17 protein-coding genes are annotated in these 18,318 nt (G+C 27.9%); 8 read left to right on the top strand and 9 right to left on the bottom strand.

Annotation, left to right across the window (positions count from 1 at the left end):
* Complete coding sequence (clpB, locus tag LJI21_02985) at positions 1-2,562, top strand: ATP-dependent chaperone ClpB (GenBank protein ID WFW29702.1); 2,562 nt, start codon at positions 1-3, stop codon at positions 2,560-2,562.
* A 721-nt stretch (positions 2,563-3,283) separates the two neighbouring features.
* On the opposite strand, the gene tyrS is transcribed toward clpB, so the two are convergent.
* Positions 3,284-4,546, bottom strand: coding sequence for a tyrosine--tRNA ligase (gene tyrS, locus LJI21_02980; GenBank protein ID WFW29985.1), 1,263 nt, complete (start codon positions 4,544-4,546; stop codon positions 3,284-3,286).
* Positions 4,547-5,083: 537 nt separating this feature from the next.
* Here tyrS and LJI21_02975 point away from each other — a divergent pair.
* On the top strand, positions 5,084-5,575 hold the full coding sequence (locus tag LJI21_02975; protein WFW29701.1) for an RNA pyrophosphohydrolase: 492 nt from the start codon (positions 5,084-5,086) through the stop codon (positions 5,573-5,575).
* Between the two features lie 352 nt (positions 5,576-5,927).
* Here the strand turns inward: LJI21_02975 and mdh are convergent, their stop codons facing one another.
* Genes mdh through LJI21_02950 form a run of 5 tightly spaced genes read right to left on the bottom strand, consistent with a single transcriptional unit; the run spans position 5,928 to position 8,715 of the window.
* Positions 5,928-6,878, bottom strand: coding sequence for a malate dehydrogenase (gene mdh, locus LJI21_02970; protein ID WFW29984.1), 951 nt, complete (start codon positions 6,876-6,878; stop codon positions 5,928-5,930).
* A 1-nt stretch (position 6,879) separates the two neighbouring features.
* Entirely contained in the window at positions 6,880-7,452 is a 573-nt protein-coding gene (locus LJI21_02965; protein ID WFW29700.1) for an NADH-quinone oxidoreductase subunit C, read from the bottom strand.
* Between the two features lies 1 nt (position 7,453).
* Positions 7,454-7,966: an NADH-quinone oxidoreductase subunit B gene (locus tag LJI21_02960; protein ID WFW29699.1), complete on the bottom strand. Its 513-nt coding sequence runs from the start codon at positions 7,964-7,966 to the stop codon at positions 7,454-7,456.
* Positions 7,967-7,969: 3 nt separating this feature from the next.
* The gene (gene ndhC, locus LJI21_02955) at positions 7,970-8,323 is read right to left on the bottom strand and encodes an NADH-quinone oxidoreductase subunit A (GenBank protein ID WFW29698.1); all 354 of its coding nucleotides are present in this window, start codon (positions 8,321-8,323) and stop codon (positions 7,970-7,972) included.
* A 17-nt stretch (positions 8,324-8,340) separates the two neighbouring features.
* Positions 8,341-8,715, bottom strand: coding sequence for an HIT domain-containing protein (locus LJI21_02950; protein WFW29697.1), 375 nt, complete (start codon positions 8,713-8,715; stop codon positions 8,341-8,343).
* Between the two features lie 463 nt (positions 8,716-9,178).
* On the opposite strand from LJI21_02950, the gene LJI21_02945 reads away from it, so the two are divergent.
* Both LJI21_02945 and mraY read left to right on the top strand, forming a co-directional pair.
* Positions 9,179-10,570, top strand: coding sequence for a UDP-N-acetylmuramoyl-tripeptide--D-alanyl-D-alanine ligase (locus tag LJI21_02945; protein ID WFW29696.1), 1,392 nt, complete (start codon positions 9,179-9,181; stop codon positions 10,568-10,570).
* Positions 10,571-11,574: 1,004 nt separating this feature from the next.
* Entirely contained in the window at positions 11,575-12,573 is a 999-nt protein-coding gene (gene mraY / locus LJI21_02940) for a phospho-N-acetylmuramoyl-pentapeptide-transferase (protein WFW29695.1), read from the top strand.
* A gap of 562 nt (positions 12,574-13,135) precedes the next feature.
* Here the strand turns inward: mraY and LJI21_02935 are convergent.
* Genes LJI21_02935 through LJI21_02925 form a run of 3 tightly spaced genes read right to left on the bottom strand, consistent with a single transcriptional unit; the run spans position 13,136 to position 15,142 of the window.
* A complete protein-coding gene (locus LJI21_02935; GenBank protein ID WFW29694.1) occupies positions 13,136-13,759 on the bottom strand; it encodes an SCO family protein in 624 nt (207 codons plus the stop codon).
* A gap of 35 nt (positions 13,760-13,794) precedes the next feature.
* Positions 13,795-14,511, bottom strand: coding sequence for a DNA polymerase III subunit epsilon (gene dnaQ / locus LJI21_02930; GenBank protein WFW29693.1), 717 nt, complete (start codon positions 14,509-14,511; stop codon positions 13,795-13,797).
* The gene (locus LJI21_02925; GenBank protein WFW29692.1) at positions 14,501-15,142 is read right to left on the bottom strand and encodes a Tim44/TimA family putative adaptor protein; all 642 of its coding nucleotides are present in this window, start codon (positions 15,140-15,142) and stop codon (positions 14,501-14,503) included. The genes dnaQ and LJI21_02925 overlap by 11 nt, the downstream gene beginning before the upstream one ends.
* Positions 15,143-15,315: 173 nt before the next feature.
* On the opposite strand from LJI21_02925, the gene secB reads away from it, so the two are divergent.
* The 4 genes from secB to sucD all read left to right on the top strand — a co-directional run bounded on the left by secB (position 15,316) and on the right by sucD (position 18,317).
* Positions 15,316-15,795, top strand: coding sequence for a protein-export chaperone SecB (gene secB, locus LJI21_02920; GenBank protein ID WFW29691.1), 480 nt, complete (start codon positions 15,316-15,318; stop codon positions 15,793-15,795).
* Positions 15,796-16,032: 237 nt separating this feature from the next.
* Positions 16,033-16,212: a 30S ribosomal protein S21 gene (locus LJI21_02915; GenBank protein WFW29690.1), complete on the top strand. Its 180-nt coding sequence runs from the start codon at positions 16,033-16,035 to the stop codon at positions 16,210-16,212.
* Between the two features lie 57 nt (positions 16,213-16,269).
* Positions 16,270-17,445: an ADP-forming succinate--CoA ligase subunit beta gene (gene sucC, locus LJI21_02910; GenBank protein WFW29689.1), complete on the top strand. Its 1,176-nt coding sequence runs from the start codon at positions 16,270-16,272 to the stop codon at positions 17,443-17,445.
* The gene (gene sucD / locus LJI21_02905) at positions 17,433-18,317 is read left to right on the top strand and encodes a succinate--CoA ligase subunit alpha (protein WFW29688.1); all 885 of its coding nucleotides are present in this window, start codon (positions 17,433-17,435) and stop codon (positions 18,315-18,317) included. The genes sucC and sucD overlap by 13 nt, the downstream gene beginning before the upstream one ends.
* Position 18,318: the final 1 nt, after the last annotated feature.

Genomic DNA, 18,318 nt, shown 5'->3' with positions numbered 1-18,318 from the left:
ATGAACTTTAATAAATTTACTGAAAAAGCAAAAAACTTAATTCAAAGTGCTCAAATAAAAGCATTAGGATTAGGACATCAAACTCTTACAAATGAACATTTACTTAATGTAATGTTAGAAGATGAATCAAATTTAGTACAAGATCTGATAAATGCTTGCGGAGGTAATGTGCAAAATATTTCTAATGCTGTAAATGATGCGATAAAAAGACTTCCAGTAATTGAAGGACCTGATAATACTAATCTCGGCCTCTCAAGAGAAGTTGCAAAAGTTTTCGAAAATTCAGCTAATTTTGCAAAAAAAAATAACGATTCATTTATTACTGTTGAACATCTATTACAAGGTCTTGTTGCACAAAAATATGATACCGTAAGTAAAATTTTAACAGAAAATGGTGTAACCCAGCAAAAATTAAATTCAGCTATCTTAGAAATCAGAAAAGGTTATAATGCAGATTCTCCAAATAGTGAAGAAAAGTTAAATACAATAAAAAAATATACAAAAGATATTACAGAACTAGCTACGCAAGGAAAACTTGATCCGGTAATTGGTCGAGATGAAGAAATAAGAAGAACCATGCAAGTATCACTAAGACGTACAAAAAATAATCCAGTATTAATAGGTGAACCAGGGGTTGGAAAGACTGCAATAGTTGAAGGGCTTGCAAATAGAGTAGTTGCAAATGATGTACCACTTGGTTTACGTGGTGCAAAAGTTTTATCATTAGATCTTGGTGCATTAGTTGCAGGAACAAAATTTAGAGGAGAATTTGAGGAAAGATTAAAAGCAGTTATTAATGAACTTTCAAGAACAAAAAAAAAAATAATATTGTTCATTGATGAATTACACACTTTAGTTGGAGCGGGAGCATCAGATGGTACAATGGATGCTTCAAATTTACTAAAACCTGCTCTTGCGCGCGGAGAAATTCGTTGTATAGGAGCTACAACTTTAGATGAGTATCGTGAGCATATAGAAAAAGAACCTGCATTTGCAAGACGTTTTCAGCCTGTATTCATTTCTCAACCAACTGAAACTGACACCATTTCAATACTTAGAGGTTTAAAAGAAAGATATGAGGTACATCATGGTATTAGAATTACAGATGGTGCAATAATTTCTGCTGTACTGTTATCTAGTAGATATATAACAGATAGATTTTTACCTGATAAGGCAATTGATTTAATTGATGAAGCAGCTAGCAGGGTAAGAATTGAAATGGATAGTAAACCAGAAATTATAGATGAACTTGAGAGAAAAATAATGCAATTAAAAATTGAATCAGAAGTTTTAAAGAAGGAGTTTGATGAAAATTCAAAGCAGCGTTTAAAAAAAATAAACGATGAAATTGAAAATATGAATATTAAATTTGTTGATTTAACAAATAAGTGGCAAATAGAAAAAGATAAAATAGCTAAGATACAAGATACAGCAGAAAAATTAGATAGTGCTAGAAAAGAATTAGAACTGGTTCAACGTAGTGGAGACTTAGGAAAGGCTGGAGAATTAATGTACGGTATAATTCCACAACTCGAAAATGAATTAAAAAGTCAAGAAAAGGTTACTGATAGTTTTTTAAAAAAAGAAGTTACTGAAAATGATATTGCAAATATTGTTTCAAAATGGACTGGGATTCCAGTTAGTAATATGATGTATGATGAAAAAGAAAAGCTTCTTAGTATGGAAAATGAAATAGGAAAAAGAGTAATAGGACAAAAAGATGCAATAGAAGCAATAAGTAATGCAGTAAGGCGATCTCGTTCAGGCGTACAGGACACTAATAGGCCGTTTGGTTCATTTTTATTTTTGGGGCCAACAGGAGTTGGGAAAACAGAGCTTGCAAAAGCTCTTGCTGAGTTTTTATTTAGTGATCAGTTAGCGCTTTTGCGTTTTGATATGTCTGAATATATGGAAAAACATTCTGTTTCGAAGTTAATTGGTGCACCTCCTGGATATGTTGGTTACGAGCAAGGTGGTAGATTAACTGAAGCAATAAGAAGAAGACCGTATCAAGTAATCTTGTTTGATGAAATAGAGAAAGCAGATCCAGATGTGTTTAATTTGTTATTACAAATTTTTGATGAAGGTAGACTGACTGATAGTCGTGGTAAATTAATTGATTTTCGTAATACAATATTGATTTTAACTTCTAATCTCGGTGCTGAGATAATGCTAAAAAGTTCCTTTGATTCTGTAAAAAAGGAAGTAATGAAAATAGTTAAATCTGTATTTCGTCCTGAATTTTTGAATAGGTTAGATGAAATTGTTATATTTCATAATTTAACTAAAAACGATATTTATAAAATAATAGATGTTCAGTTTCTTTATTTGCAGAAAATGCTCGCTAAACGAAAGTTAGATATAAGTCTGTTAGAGAGTGCTAAGGAGTTGATAATGCATACTGGTTATGATTTTGAATATGGAGCAAGACCCTTAAAAAGGGTAATGCAAGAATCTATTCAAAATAATTTAGCTAAATTACTTTTGTCTGGAGAAGTAACTGAAGGCGATAAACTAGTGGTGTACGCCTTTAATGATGAAATTTTAATAAAAAAGATTTAGGGCTATATTATCATCAAATAGTGGTTTGTTTTTATTGGATATTTGGATGTTTTGTATTTTATATAAATTAATGTGTGTGGATTTCTAACAAGTTATAGAAAATTTTTAGTTTTGTGAGTTTAAATTTTAATTTTATTAAAGCTATTTGTTTTATTAAAATAATGTTAATATTATTATATACCTTGTTTATAGGTTTTTATTTGTGTGCTGATAGTTATTTTGGATTGTGACAATCTTTTAATTTTAAATTAAATCATAGAAGTTTTAACTTCATAAAAAGTTTGGATTGTTACTTTTTATAATCAGATTTCTTTTAGAGCTTTGTAAAGGTTTTAATTTTGTTTAATAAATTAGGATTTTTAGTAAAAGGTTTTCTTCAAAATCAAGAGCATTTTTAATGTATAGAAGGCATATCTCATTTATTCTAAAAAAAGGGAGGTTTGTTTAAAGTTGTTTATACTGTTGATTGGCATAGAAAAGAAGTGTTGTTTTATGATATTTCATTTTATTATATTAAGAAATAATCGGATAAATATAAAGTGGTAGAGGTTTTATGTATTGTGATTTTATAATATTTTGTGTTTAAATTTAAATTTTTATTTAATTAAATAGTTTATTGATAATATTTTGTACTGATTAATATGTACTTTTATTCCAAATTTTATTTTTATTTTAATTTTATTAAATATTTTGTTTCTCTAGGGAGAAGATTCTATTTAGTTTAATATATTACAATTTTTATATGTCGTTTTTTTCCTGCAGATAGTTTTATAAATGGGTGATATTTAAAATTATTAAAATTTATTACGTAATTAGTATCATTTACAATGATATCGTTAATTTTACATCCGTTATTTTGTATCAAACGTTTTGCAGCACATTTTGATGGTTCGAGACCTGTATTGTGTAAAATGTTTATTAGAGATATGCCATTCGTGATTTGTTCTTTTGTTATGGTATACTTTGGAAGTAAAGAATTATCTTTGTTATCAAAAGTAGAAACTGCTGTGGATTGTGCAAGTTTTGCTTCTTTTCTGCCATGACATATTTTTGTTACTTCTGTTGCTAAAATTTTTTTTGCTTCATTTATTTCTTGATTTTTCAGGGATTCTAATTTTTTAATTTCATTAATTGGTAGATCAGTAAGTAATCTTAAAAAGCGTCCAACATTTTGATCATTAATGTTGCGAAAATATTGCCAATAGTCGTAGGGTTTTAACATTTTGCTATCAAGCCATATTGTTTTATTTTCAGTTTTGCCCATTTTTTTTCCTTGTGCATTTAGTAAAAGAGGTGTAGTAAGGCCAAATAATTTGGGTAAATTTAATTTTTTGCCGAGTTCAATTCCATTTACTATATTCCCCCATTGATCAGCTCCGCCTATTTGTAAACGACAGCCATATTTTTTATTTAATTTAATAAAGTCATAAGCTTGTAATAGCATGTAGTTAAATTCAAGAAAGCTTAAATTTTGTTTTCTTTTTAGTCTAATCTTTATACTGTCAAAATTTAGCATACGATTTATAGAAAAGTATATTCCTATGCTACGTAGAAAATCTATATATTTTATGTCGTTTAACCAATCTGCGTTGTTTACTATAATAGGGCTAGTTTTTTTATTGTTGAAAGATATTATCTTTTTTAATTTTTTCTTTATATTTGTCATATTTCGATCTATATCATCTGTAGATAAAATATTTCTTGTTTTATCTTTACCGGACGGGTCACCAACTTTTGTTGTTCCACCTCCGAGTAAAATTATTGGTTTATAATTAAATTTTTGTAGATGACGGAGCATCATAATATGTATAAGATGACCGATATGAAAACTTGGAGCTGTACAGTCAAATCCTATATATGCAACAATGTAATTGTTTTGTGTTAGTAATTGATCTAATTCTTCAATATTTGTACATTGGTATAGGTATTCTCTTTCTTTAATAAAATTTAAAAACTCTGATTTATACTTTGTAGTTTGTTGCATTTTAATTAAAATATTCGTGTTCATAAATTCTATAGATATTTTATAAATAAAAGTAGGTTGATTTTATAGTTTTATTTAGATAAGTTTTTATACAATTTTATTGTGTGGATTCTTTATTGTATATTGGGATTATATAAGCTAGTTATCTATTTTAATTTGTTTTAATTTTTATATATGATTTGCTTAATTATTTAGGTTAAAATCGATAAGTATAGTTTATTTTATTGCTACAGTAACAAAAAGTTTTGACTTAGATTGTCAAATATGGTAAACTGTATCCCGCAAGGTAAAACAGATTCTCGTGGGGATTTTATATATATTTAATGGGTTTTAATAATTAGATCCATAATACTGAGAATGTTAAGAAAATTAACAAGGATTTGAGGAACCAAGGATGTTATAATTGTGCTTTTTAAATTAGAGAGAATTCGGTTATGTTTATATTTTATGTAAATTATATTTATAGTTGTTAAAGTTAATTTTCTGAAATAGATTGCTAAATGATAGCAATAGAGAGTTTTTTATATAAAAAAGTTTATGGTTTATCAGGAAGATGATAAATATCGTCCTTGCGTTGGTATAATGTTGTTTAATAAACAGGGACGTATTTTTGTCGGAAAACGTTTTAGTAATGATTCTTATTGGCAAATGCCACAAGGTGGTATTGATGATAGTGAAAAATTAAAAAGTGCTGCGTTACGTGAATTATTAGAGGAAGTTGGAACTAATAAAGTAGAAATTGTAACCAAAAGTAGAAATTGGATATACTATAATTTACCTAGAGGGTTTATACCAACTTATTGGAATAGGAAATATTTTGGACAGAAGCAGATATGGTTTTTAATGAAATTTTGTGGAGAAGATAAAGAAATTAATATTAATTATACTAATTGCCCAGAATTTATAGAATGGCGTTGGCAAAATATAAATGCTTTAATGACGAATGCTATCTTTTTTAGGAAGAAGGTATATAAAATAGTGATAGAAGAGTTTTATTCTCAAATAAAAGCTTTTGCTTTTAATAAATAAATAAAAATAAGAGATAAGAATTATGTTCTATTTTTAGATAGAATATAACGAATATTATATGTGTATTTCATGTAGAAGCATATAATAAATTGTGCAGGACATGAATTTAGTTTTAATGGGTTAGTACTTTTTGTGCGGGATTTCCTTATTTGATAATACTTTTCTCCTCATTCCTTCTTCTCCTCTCTCTTGGGAAGAAAACTTTTTCATTAGTAGTATAGGTTGTAAATAAAATAAACTTTTAATAAATAAATTTTTTAAAGTAGATTCTTTTAATGACAAAAAAAAAGAAGTTTTACTATTGGGTATAAATTAATTTTCAATATTTTCGTTATTATCTTTAGTTGCGTTTTTAGTTATTATTTAAAGTTTTTATTAAGTTTTCTGTTATTTTTACAGATTGATTAAACATTTTTTGTTCATTATCTTCCATTTTAATTTCTAAGATTTTTTCAACTCCATTTTTCCCGATGATTGTAGGAACACCAATAAACAAGTCTTTTACACCATATTCGCCATTTAAGTAGGAAGTGCATGCTAGTATACGTTTTTTATCTTTTAAATATGATTCTAGTATATATATAGCTGAAGATGCAGGAGCATAGTACGCTGATCCGAATTTTAGTAAATCAATTATTTCTTTTCCGCCATTACGAGTACGTTCGATTATTTCATTAACTTTTTTTTGTGTGATAAAACCCATATCAATAATTTGAGTAAGAGGAATACCAGAAATAGAGGTATATTGAACAAGAGGTATCATGGTGTCACCGTGTCCTCCGAGCACAAAAGTAGATATATTTTCGATTGAGATATTTAATTCGTTTGCGAGAAAATAACAAAAACGAGATGAATCAAGTACTCCCGCCATTCCAACAATCATGTGATTTGGAACACCTGAAGATTTATGTATTACTGAAACCATGGCATCTAGGGGGTTTGTGATTACTATTACGAAAGCATTTGGAGAATATTTTTTAATGTTTTTACCAACTTTTTTCATTATTTCAGCATTAGTCTGGAAAAGATCATTTCTATTCATACCAGGTTTTCTTTTAATGCCAGCAGTTATTATAATTGCATCAGAATTTTCTATATCTTTATATTCGCTAGTACCTATTATACTAGTATCGAATTTTTCGATAGAGGATGATTCTGCAATATCAAGTGCCTTGCCTTGTGATATTTCATTATCGATATCAAGCAATATGACATTACCAAGTTCTTTGAGAACAATCATGTGAGCTAAAGTTCCGCCTATATTTCCTGCACCAATTAAAGATATTTTTCTCTGTGCTATCATTTTATTTTTTATGTTTATTTTGTATCTTGCCACCCCATGGAGATAAATTGTCAAATATTCGAAAATCTTGTGGTAAATCAATAGGACTGTATTTAATTTTTTTTGATTTTATATCATATTTAACTTCTTCATAGCCAGTAAGTGGAAAATCTTTTAGCATTGGATGGCCTTTAAAAGTATAATCTGTTAGAATTCTTTGTAAATTTGGGTGATTATAGAATTTTATTCCATACATATCAAAAACTTCACGTTCAAACCATGAAGCTGCGCTAAATATATTTGTTACACTAGAAGGAGTATCACCCTCATGTAACTGGAGTTTTACATGTACTCTAATATTATATACAATACTAAGCAGGTTGTATATTAATTCAAAGCGTTTTTTTCTATTTGGGTAATCAATTCCAAAAATGTCAATCAATAGCTCAAATCTGCATTTTTTATTGTTGCGTAGAAAGAGTAAATGGTTTCTGATATCATCTAGAGTTGAATATATTATAATTGTATTACTATCATTCTGTTGAAAACATTTACATCCGGTTTTTTTTTGTATATATTCGGCAATTTTATTCATATTATATGTTTCGCTTTATTTTATTTTGTAGACACAACATTCCATATAGAAGCGCTTCGGCAGTTGGCGGGCATCCTGGAACATATATATCAACAGGTACAATTTTATCACAACCACGTACTACTGAATAGGAATAATGATAATATCCACCACCGTTTGCGCAACTACCCATAGATACAACATATTTTGGATTTGACATTTGATCGTAAATTTTACGTAATGCAGATGCCATTTTATTGGTTAGTGTGCCTGCAACAATCATAACATCTGCTTGTCTTGGACTTGCGCGGAAAATCATACCATATCTATCGAGATCATATCGACTTGATGCAGTGTGTATCATTTCTACTGCACAACATGCAAGACCAAATGTCATAGGCCATAATGAATTTGATCTTGCCCAATTCATTATGTAATCTATCAAATCACCAAATTTGGTAATAAGAAATCCTTCTTTCTTATATTGGCTCCAATTGTTATTTTTTTTATTAAAAGTACTGTTATGATGATTCATTTCTTATTCTAATTCTAATGCACCTTTACACCATTCGTAGATAAAGCTTATAGTAAGTATTGTAAGAAATATTATCATAGACCAAAAGCCGTAATAACCTATTTTATATAATGAAACGGCCCAAGGGAAAAGAAAAGCAATTTCTAGATCAAATATTATGAATAGTATTGAAATTAAATAAAATTTGATATTAAGGTTTTTTCTTGCTCTTGACAAGGGTTCAAATCCGCATTCATATGTAGAAAGTTTTTCCTTATCGAAACTTTTTATTGTAAATAATACCGGCAATACGCCAAGTACGAAAGATATTATAACTGATATGCAGATGAAAATTATTATAGTTAAGTATTCGCTCATATAAAATGAATGAAAAATTATAAGTTATTTACATGTTTTCCTAATTTTCTACCACCTAGAATATGAATATGAAAGTGTGGTATAATTTGTTCTCCATTTTTACCATAATTAGTAACTAATCTATATCCAGTTTTTTCTAGGTTATGTTTATGTATTATTTTTACTATTCTTTTAAAGAAGTTTATTATTTCTTCTGTGGGAGCATTCAGAATAAAATCATCATATGAGATATACTGATTTTTTGGTATAACTAGAATGTGAATTGGTGCATCAGGATATTTATCGTAAAATGCTAACATGCTATCATTTTCATATACCTTTTTGCAAGATAATTCACCTTTTATTATTTGAGCAAAAATATTATTATTGTCGTATTTTTTTTTATCACTCATATTATTTTATTTTACCTCTTTATTTTATTATTTTGTAGTTGATAGCTTTAGATAAAAGGGACGCCCATCCTCCTTAGGAGAGGGGTAGTATGGCATAAAACAATGCTCTATAAATTTCGCACCAATATTTAGACATAATCTCCTCCCTTCTTGGAATTACTAGAATTTATTTTCATAAACTAAACATTCTTATTTTACTTTATAAAAAGTTTTTTTGCAATATAACTTAGCAGGTTTGATTCTTATAATTTAAAATTATTAGTCTTATTAATTAATTTGGAATGACATTTTATGTTTAGGTTTTTGTATTTTTCTCATTTTGAGAGAATTAATAATTCTATATTAATTTCAATTATAATTTTGTTTGAAAATATCTATTTTATCATATGCATTATATGATATAAAATTGTGTGATAGGATTTTATATAGCTGTTCTAATATTAATTATTAAGGTATACACAGAATGTTCAAGTGGAATACAAAAAATATAATTTATGCTACTGGTGGAAAAAAAATAGGTAATTATGATGAGCGAATATATAGTTCAAATATTTCGATAGATACGAGAACCTTAAAAAGGGGTGATGTGTTTATTGCCCTTAAGGGAGAGAATTTTGATGGGCATGTTTTTTTAGGTGAAGCTTTTTTAAAGGGAGCGGTAATTGCAATAGTAAGAGAATGCAGTAATTATAATACTAGTTTTCCTTTAATTCTTGTTCAAGATACCCTTAAGGCTTTGCATGATATGGCATCATATTATATTAAAAATGTTCTTATTAGGGCTAAAGTTATTGCAATTACAGGTAGTATAGGAAAAACTACCACAAAGGATATGTTGAATATTGTTTTATCGCAATATGGAATATCTCATGCGAATAAAGGGAACTTAAATAATGATATAGGGCTGCCTTTAACGATTTTAAAGGCTTCAGAAAATTGTCAATATTTAATACTTGAAATGGGTATGAGCAAAGCTAACGAAATAAGAAAGTTATCAGAGATCAGTAGTCCTGATATTGCAGTCATTACTAATGTAGAACCCACTCATATTGAGAATTTTTCTTCATTACTTGATATTGCTGAAGCAAAATCAGAAATTTTGTATGGCATGAAGAATGATGGTATTTTAATTATAAATAGAGATAATAGGTATTATAATTATTTTTTGTCATTTTGTAATAAGAGGAAGGTAGTGAGTTTTGGTAAGCACAGAAGTGCTACTGTTCGTTTATTAGACTTGGCAAGGGATGATAATTATGGATTAAGTTTTAAAATTAGGTTTAGTGATAATACAGTTATAAATTGTAATTTACTTGTTCGAGGTGAGCATTTTGTATACTCTGTGTTGATTATTGCAGTAATTTTGCAAAGCCTTAGTCTTGATTTATTGAAATTTCCATTTACGCTTAAGAAATTTAATATAACTAGGGGTAGAGGTAGTTTTCATAAATTAAAATTTAATGGAAAGAATATATATTTAATTGATGATTCTTATAATGCTAGTCCATCTTCGGTAAAAGCTGCAATAAAAACGCTATGTACATATTCTTCTCATAGAAAAGTAGCATTACTTGGTGATATGTTAGAGCTTGGCAATAAGAGTATAAAGTTTCATGTAGGTTTGCTTAATTCTATTGTAGAGTGTTGTGTTAATGGGGTTTATACAGTTGGTAAGTTTATGTTAGAGTTGCAGAGGTTTCTACCAGAAAATATAAGGGGTATGCATTTTGATAATTCTAGCGAGTTAAGAGATTATTTGCCTAATATTATTCAAAACAATGACGTGGTTTTAATTAAAGGTTCACACAAGATGAAAATGGATCTTATAGTACGGAGATTTATGAATGATTGTTAGAGTTTTAACTGCGTAAAATTATTAATTTATAGAGAGTATAATAGAAGTTATAAAAATAATTAGTAGAATTATCGTTTTAATGTGAGAAGGTTATGCTTAATATTTAGGAGAAGAAAGTTCTCTTTCGTCCTTATAAAGGGTGTATTATATTGAAGGTCGATATAACATTATAAATGTTCTCATTTTTAATTAGAAGGTTATTGGTTGATAAATTGTTGAAGTTTTTAATTAGGGTTTTTGGGATATAAGAAATAATATTTAAAATTAATTTAGTTTTTTGGTAAAAGTAAAACAATTTTTGTTCATAAACAACTTTCTTTAAGTTTTAATAAAAGTGATTTAAAGTAAGTCAGAAGAAAGATATATGGCTAGTCTGTTTAAAATAATATGTATAATAAAATATAGAGAGTAGAGTTAGTAACTAATGATTTTGATGCTTAATTTAGCGTATTAAAAAATATTAGCAGAAGATTGCTAAGAATATTTGATATGTTTGAGCTAAAGTAAGATAGATAGTTTCAGTTAAAGATTATGGAGGGATTTGATAGTTTAATTTTAAATGTAGTTATAAGTATATATTTAATTTTTTAAAATTTAGCAGGTAAGAGAATAGTGCTTGTAGGCAGCAGTACCTATTGTAAGTTTTTAAAATTTTGTTGTTTTAATTTCCAAAAAGGATAGAAAATTTTAATATATTTGTATTTTGTGTTATTTTATGTTTTGTTCACCCTTAATAAGGGTGTGTGTAATAATGAACATATAAAAGTAGACCGTATATTTTATATTCTTTAATAGTTTAAATAGTGGATTTTTAAAAGTTTTTCTCTCTACTCTTTAATAAGAGAATATATGAATTAGAAGTTAAAAATTAAAAATTAAGTATTAAAAATTCTTTTATTATTTAAATTTTTAGTAGAGTTAAGAGATAATGGTGGGTTTTAAATATTTAAGTTATTTATAAAAATGTGAAATATTAATTTATGCTTAACATTATTTAAAATTAAATGATAGGTAATTTTTTATATATAAAAGTATTTTGTACTTCATTTATTTCTGGATTTGTTCTTTTTTACTTTTTTGTAAAATTCTTCAAGAAAATATGTAAAGACGGGCAGCCAATTAGATTATTTGGACCAGAAAGTCATTTAATAAAAAAAAAACACGTTCCTACTATGGGTGGGATAGTAATATTAGTTTCTTCCTTATTGTCAATTTTATTGTGGATTCAATTAACTGCGGAGATTTTATTACTTATATTTGTAACTTTGTCTTTTGCTATAATTGGGTTTATTGATGATTTTTTAAAATTAAAGGCAAATAGCTACTTGGGTTTAAGAGTAAAAATTAAAATACTTGCTCAAGTTATTATTACATTAATCGGTATATTAATGTTTAAGTTGTATTTTCCCAAAAGGATTACAGAAGAGACGTTTTTTATTAAAGAAATAGTAATTTATTTTGGTCATTTATATATTCCATTTATTGTGCTTGTAATTGTTAGTTCTTCTAATGCTGTAAATATTACAGATGGTTTAGATGGTCTTGCAGCAACTCAAGTTATTAATTCTTTTATTTTTTTAGGACTAATTGCACACCTTACTCAAGGAGTGAATGATATGGATATCGTTCTGTTCTGTATTGCGCTTGTGGGAGCACTTTTAAGTTTTCTATGGTTTAATATATATCCTGCGAGAGTTTTTATGGGTGATGTTGGAAGTTTATCAATTGGCGCGGCTTTAGGACTAGTTAGCGTTTTTATTAAAAGAGAAATGCTTTTTGCAATTATTGGGATAATTTTTGTAATAGAAACTTTATCTGTGATTATTCAGGTATTATATTTTAGATATACAAGGCTTAAATATGGAAATGGGATAAGGATTTTTCTTATGACTCCAATACATCATCATTTTGAAAAAAGTGGGTGGTCTGAAATTAAAATAGTTGTGAGATTTTTACTAATTTCTATTATTTGTTCGGTATTTACTATAGCTTTTTTATTATGAAGATTTATTGGTGTTTATTTAATTTTATTAGATAAAATTATCAAAAATTTTAGATGAAGAAAAGTATTTAAATTTTTAAAAGTTAGTGGTAGGACAGTAGGTATTTTGTATTTTTTATGTTTATAAATGTAGATTCTGGTGGATAGTTGATTATGGAATTGGGCTATTTCTAGTATTAGAAAATCGGATTTATTAAAATAATTAATTATAAAATATATAAAAAGTGGTGTGATGTATATTTTGAGATTCAGTGATTTATTTACTATCGAATAAAATGTTGTCACAATATAGAAATTTTGTACACTAAGGGTTTGTAATTTTATTTCCTTTTCAAAAGGAAATAAAATATGGATTAATGTATATGTGTAAAACAATTTTTAATAAAGTTTATTTTAAATAAAAAAATGAATGAAACTAAAAATATTACTATTTAGTAGTAGTTGTATTTTTTATTTTATTTAAAAGTAGATTTCTTATGTGAATTGATTTCTGAATTATTTGAACACAGAATGTGTAAAACTTATCAAAGTGGTAATTTTTAGTATGGAAAACTGTAACGAGTTTATGATTTTTCGTTTATATATTTTTTTATTTCATTTTTAATCTTGTCTGATTGACTTTCGTCTGAATTTAGATCAGCTATAAAATGCGTGATATATTTTCCCTTAGGTCCAATGAGGTATATTATTGAAGAGTGATTAATTTCATCTTCTTCAACGATTTTGCTGGAATATACTTTATAATCTGCAATTACTTGACTTATTTTTTCTTTTTCACCTGTTAACATTTGTATTCTGTGATCAAATTGTTGATGAAACTCTTTGAGTTTCTTTACATTATCACGTTCAGGATCAACTGTTATAAAAAATGCTTGTAATTTATTATTAGTTTTTTCGTCTAGTTTTGAAAGCAATTCTGAAATTATTCCAAGATTCATAGGACAAATTTTTTTACAAGAAGAGAATCCGAAGAAAATTATCATATATTTATCTTTAAAGTTATTACTATGTATAATTTGCCCATCTTGATTAATTAGAGAAAAATTTCCTCCTATTTTTATTTCTAAATTTCTAACAACAATAGGATTAGGAGCAAAAATTCCCTTTTTAGTAAAAAAACAGTAACTTAGAAAAATAGATGATAGCATTATTGCTATACTAGATAGTAATTTTATAGAACTTAACATCACTTATTTATATTTATTGTTTTTATATATTTATTTTATAATTTTTTCCAAAGCGGATTATGAATTTTATTTAATAGTTTTTTATGTTCATTGATTTCTTCATCGCTTGGTGAGTATTTTCTATGAGTTATGTTATTATATCTATAATGGTGGATGTCTGTAGAGACATTATTTTGTTTATGTTGTTTATTATTAAATAAAAAAATTTGCAATCCTCCAGTAAGCTCAACGTATACTTTTGCAAGTAATTGAGCATCGACTAGTGCTCCGTGTAGTTCTCTATTCTCTAGTGATATGTTAAAACGTTTGCATAATGCACTTAAAGATGCTGGTGATCCTGTGAATTTTTTTCTTGCAAGTAATAATGTATCTAGGACTCTTTCTTGAGAGATTAATTTAGCATTTAATTTATTTAATTCCATATTTAAAAATTTAATATCAAATTCAGCATTATGAATTATTAAAATGTCATTAGATATAAAATTAAGAAATTCTAGTGCTATATCCGAAAATAATGGTTTGTCTTTTAGGAATTCTTTGCTAATACCATGGATTTTAAATGAGTGATAAGGTATATCCCTTTTCGGATTGATATATCGGTGAAATACCTTGCCAGTTGGAATACGATTGATTAATTCAACACATCCTATTTCAATAATTCGGTGTCCAAATTTAATATCTAGACCAGTAGTCTCAGTATCAAGTACTATTTCACGTAATTTTTTTTCAGCAAAATAATTATTAATGTTCATTATCTTCTTTTTTATATTCTACGGATGTGAGAAGCCATTTTGGATTTGAGAAAGTAATATTTTTTTTAAATTGCCAAATATCTTCAACTTTATTGATAGTAGATGTATTACCAGATATAATTTCTCCTTTGTCGTTTTTAATAAAATTAATTTGATCTGAGAGAAAATATACTACAATGTGTACTGTATCTTTTATTAATTTTATTTCTAAAATTTTTTGTGTGATAATAGAAACAATTATAGATTCTTGTACTTCTTTGCGATATTTGATTTTTTCTACAAAGTTACTATATAATTCCTTATCTAGGAGTGGTTTTAATTTGGGTAAATTTCCTTGGTTGTAGTATTTTATTACTAATTCAAAAACTAAGCTTGAACCTTTCATAAAATTGAAAATTGAGAAATTTTTATTTATTTGTAATATTTGTTCGTAAGTAGCTTTTATTGAGCTACTGTCAGTGTCATTATAAATATAATTTTCAACGTTTTCTACTATATTTTTTTCTTCTTGGTTTGCGTCAATTATATTGGTTAGTTTTTTTATATTAGAACTTGTAGATCTTCCTAAAGAATTATATAATCGTGAAAAAATAAAAGCTGCTAACAAAGCATATATTACGAGTTCTATCATAAATAGTAATATTAATATAATAATTAATTAAACTAATTGTTAACGAAATGGTTTATTTTATTTTATATTCCAAATAATTAACTTCTAATTCTTAGATTTGCTATTTATTTATAAATGGCTATATTGTACAAGAAAGTATAAGTATTTCAAATAAACTTTAATTAAAAATAATAATGGTATATTACAAAGAGTCACGGTTAAAAGTTTATGGTCAATATATTAAAGATTTATCATTCGAAAATCCAAATTCACCATTTTTACCTCGAGAGGTCCCAAATATTAGTGTAATGGTAAGTATTAATTCAGCGAGATTAGAAGGAATCAAAAATAGTGAAGATAATAAAGGAAAACTTTTTCATGAAATTACTTTACACATAGAGGCAAAAGCAACAGTAAATAATAAAAATATCAGTAGTGATATTGCTTTTATTTGTGAAACAAAATATTGTGGTGTTTTTTTAATAGAAAATTTTTTAAAATTAGATATTGAAGAGGCAAGACGAATTTTATTTATAGATGGACCTACTTTTCTTTTTCCATTTGCAAGAGAGGTAATTGCAAGAGTTACAAGTAGTGGAGGGTTTCCTCCTCTTATGCTAGATCCTATAGATTTTGAAGCTATGTATAAGAAGAAGACTAATGTGAAGATATAAAATAATAGTGACAGTGGTTTTGATAAAAGGTTAAAAAGTACTTCACTTGGATTGAATCAAATATGTATAAAATATTAATGTTATAATACGTAAGATTTTATTTTTAATAATAAAATCCTAAGACTTTTGTATTTTTATTGTTTATATTGTTATTTATATATGAGTATGCTAAAAAAAAATTGACAATTTAATCAGTTTAATCCATATCATAGGGATATATTATACGGTGTGTAAACTTTGATTGAAGTATCGGTTCATTATGGTGATATAGATAGGGCATTCCCTGTTTTGAAGAAGACAATTCAGAAGGAAGGAAGAGGTGTAAAGATGAGAAAGCAATATCATGAGAAGAGATCTGAAAAGATAGCTAGAAAAAAAGCTAAGAAGAGAGCTAGGGATAAAAAAAAATGTATCTGATTTCCTTTTAAAGAAATAAAAAGGGGGGTGGAATTAATTAATTATGGTTTATGAACTATGAACGTTTATGAGTATCAAGCAAAGGAAATTTTGTGCAAGTTTGGTGTTCCGATTCCGAGAGGTTTTGTTGTCTCTTCCGTAGAGGAAGTAGAAATCGGAATGGATAAGTTAAAATCTGATGTATTTGTAATTAAAGCTCAAATTCATGCAGGCGGAAGAGGTAAGGTTGGTGGTGTAAAATTTGCAAAGTCCCCCGAGGAAGCTAAGAGGTTTGTTGAGTCTATGCTTGGTATGGCCTTAGTTACTCATCAGACTGGTTCAATGGGATTACAGGTAAAGAAAGTGTACCTTGAGGAAGGTTTAAATATTATAAAAGAATATTATTTGAGCCTAGTAATTGATCCAAAGCTTAGTACTTTAGTATTTATATTTTCTTCAGAAGGTGGGGTTGATATTGAGGAAGTCGCAAAAAATTTTCCTACGAAGCTTGTAAGATTTGTTATTGATTATTCTGTTGGTTTTGTGAATTTTGATAGTAGTAAATTAGGTAGTATTTTTAATTTAAGTTTAAGACAAGTAAGAAGAATAACTGATATTGCTAAAAGCATGTATGATGCATTTATCGCAACTGATGCAAGTCAAATAGAAATTAATCCATTAGCTGAGATAAGTTCAGGAGATTTTATTGCGGTTGATGCAAAAGTTAGTTTTGATGATAATGCTTTATATCGTCATCCTGAAATTATGGAGCTTTACACTTCCGATAAAGTAGAAGAAATGGAAGCCATGAAATATGGTTTTAGTTATATTAAAATGGGTGGAGGTAATATTGGTTGTATGGTAAATGGTGCTGGTCTTGCTATGGCAACAATGGATATAATAAAGTATTATGGTGCAAAACCTGCAAATTTTTTGGATATTGGTGGTAGTGCGAGTAAGGAAGTTATTATTAATGCACTTAGAATTTTGTTATCTGATAGTGATGTAAAGGGAATATTAATCAACATATTTGGAGGTATAATGCGTTGTGATACCATTGCAAGCAGTATAAGTGAGATTTCAAGAGAAATGAATATAAATGTTCCGTTGGTAGTTAGGTTGTCAGGCACTAACTTTGAAGATGGAAATAAAATTTTAAAAAGTTCTGGGTTAGATGTTACTCTTGTAGAAGGATTCGATGATGCTGCACAGGTGATAGTAAAATTAGTAAATAGTTTATCATGTCAATTTTAGTAGATAAGAGTACAAGATTAATATGCCAGGGTTTTACCGGTATGCAGGGTACGTTCCATTCAGAACAGACAATTAGGTATGGAACAAAAATGGTAGGTGGCGTAACCCCCGGCAAGGGGGGAACTTCCCATCTTAATTTGCCGGTTTTTAGTACTGTACTAGAAGCTAGAGATAAAACTAATGCAAATGCTACAGTGATATATGTACCTGCTAAGTTTGCTGCTGATGCAATATTAGAAGCAATAGATGCGGAAATAGAAATAGTAGTTTGCATTACAGAGGGAATCCCTGTACTTGACATGATAAAAGTTAAACGTGCACTTATTGGTTCGAAAAGTAAATTGATTGGTCCTAATTGTCCTGGAATTATAACTCCTGAAGAGTGTAAGATAGGTATTATGCCAGGATATATTCATAAACGTGGACATATAGGGATTATATCTCGCTCTGGGACGTTGACTTACGAAGCGGTAGCACAGATCACTGCTATTGGTCTAGGTCAGTCGACGTGTATAGGAATTGGAGGCGATCCTATTCATGGTGTGACGTTTATTGATTGTGTAGAGCTTTTTTTGAAGGATAATGATACTTATGGTATTGTAATTATTGGTGAAATAGGTGGAAACGAGGAGGAGGATGTGTCACTTTTTTTAAAGACAGAGAAAACTAAGAAGCCAGTTGTTGGGTTTGTAGCCGGTAAGACAGCACCTCCAGGAAAACGCATGGGGCACGCTGGGGCTATCATTTCCTCTAATAGCGGTGGGGATGCTGATTCGAAGTTAGAATTTATGAAGAGTGCTGGCATTGCAATTGCAGAAACTCCTGCTGTAATTGGTAAAAAGGTTTTAGAAAAAATGAATTATTATATTTAAA

The sequence above is a fragment of the Wolbachia endosymbiont of Menacanthus eurysternus genome, from assembly GCA_029715105.1.
GTDB lineage: Bacteria > Pseudomonadota > Alphaproteobacteria > Rickettsiales > Anaplasmataceae > Wolbachia.
This window is presented reverse-complemented; position numbering and strand designations above follow the sequence as displayed.

What these genes read in the sequence shown, in the direction of transcription:
- clpB (WFW29702.1), top strand. Translation starts at nt 1, where the DNA reads ATGAACTTTAATAAATTTACTGAAAAAGCAAAAAACTTAATTCAAAGT.
- tyrS (WFW29985.1), bottom strand. Translation starts at nt 4,546, where the DNA reads ATGCAACAAACTACAAAGTATAAATCAGAGTTTTTAAATTTTATTAAA.
- LJI21_02975 (WFW29701.1), top strand. Translation starts at nt 5,084, where the DNA reads ATGGTTTATCAGGAAGATGATAAATATCGTCCTTGCGTTGGTATAATG.
- mdh (WFW29984.1), bottom strand. Translation starts at nt 6,878, where the DNA reads ATGATAGCACAGAGAAAAATATCTTTAATTGGTGCAGGAAATATAGGC.
- LJI21_02965 (WFW29700.1), bottom strand. Translation starts at nt 7,452, where the DNA reads ATGAATAAAATTGCCGAATATATACAAAAAAAAACCGGATGTAAATGT.
- LJI21_02960 (WFW29699.1), bottom strand. Translation starts at nt 7,966, where the DNA reads ATGAATCATCATAACAGTACTTTTAATAAAAAAAATAACAATTGGAGC.
- ndhC (WFW29698.1), bottom strand. Translation starts at nt 8,323, where the DNA reads ATGAGCGAATACTTAACTATAATAATTTTCATCTGCATATCAGTTATA.
- LJI21_02950 (WFW29697.1), bottom strand. Translation starts at nt 8,715, where the DNA reads ATGAGTGATAAAAAAAAATACGACAATAATAATATTTTTGCTCAAATA.
- LJI21_02945 (WFW29696.1), top strand. Translation starts at nt 9,179, where the DNA reads ATGTTCAAGTGGAATACAAAAAATATAATTTATGCTACTGGTGGAAAA.
- mraY (WFW29695.1), top strand. Translation starts at nt 11,575, where the DNA reads ATGATAGGTAATTTTTTATATATAAAAGTATTTTGTACTTCATTTATT.
- LJI21_02935 (WFW29694.1), bottom strand. Translation starts at nt 13,759, where the DNA reads ATGTTAAGTTCTATAAAATTACTATCTAGTATAGCAATAATGCTATCA.
- dnaQ (WFW29693.1), bottom strand. Translation starts at nt 14,511, where the DNA reads ATGAACATTAATAATTATTTTGCTGAAAAAAAATTACGTGAAATAGTA.
- LJI21_02925 (WFW29692.1), bottom strand. Translation starts at nt 15,142, where the DNA reads ATGATAGAACTCGTAATATATGCTTTGTTAGCAGCTTTTATTTTTTCA.
- secB (WFW29691.1), top strand. Translation starts at nt 15,316, where the DNA reads ATGGTATATTACAAAGAGTCACGGTTAAAAGTTTATGGTCAATATATT.
- sucC (WFW29689.1), top strand. Translation starts at nt 16,270, where the DNA reads ATGAACGTTTATGAGTATCAAGCAAAGGAAATTTTGTGCAAGTTTGGT.
- sucD (WFW29688.1), top strand. Translation starts at nt 17,433, where the DNA reads ATGTCAATTTTAGTAGATAAGAGTACAAGATTAATATGCCAGGGTTTT.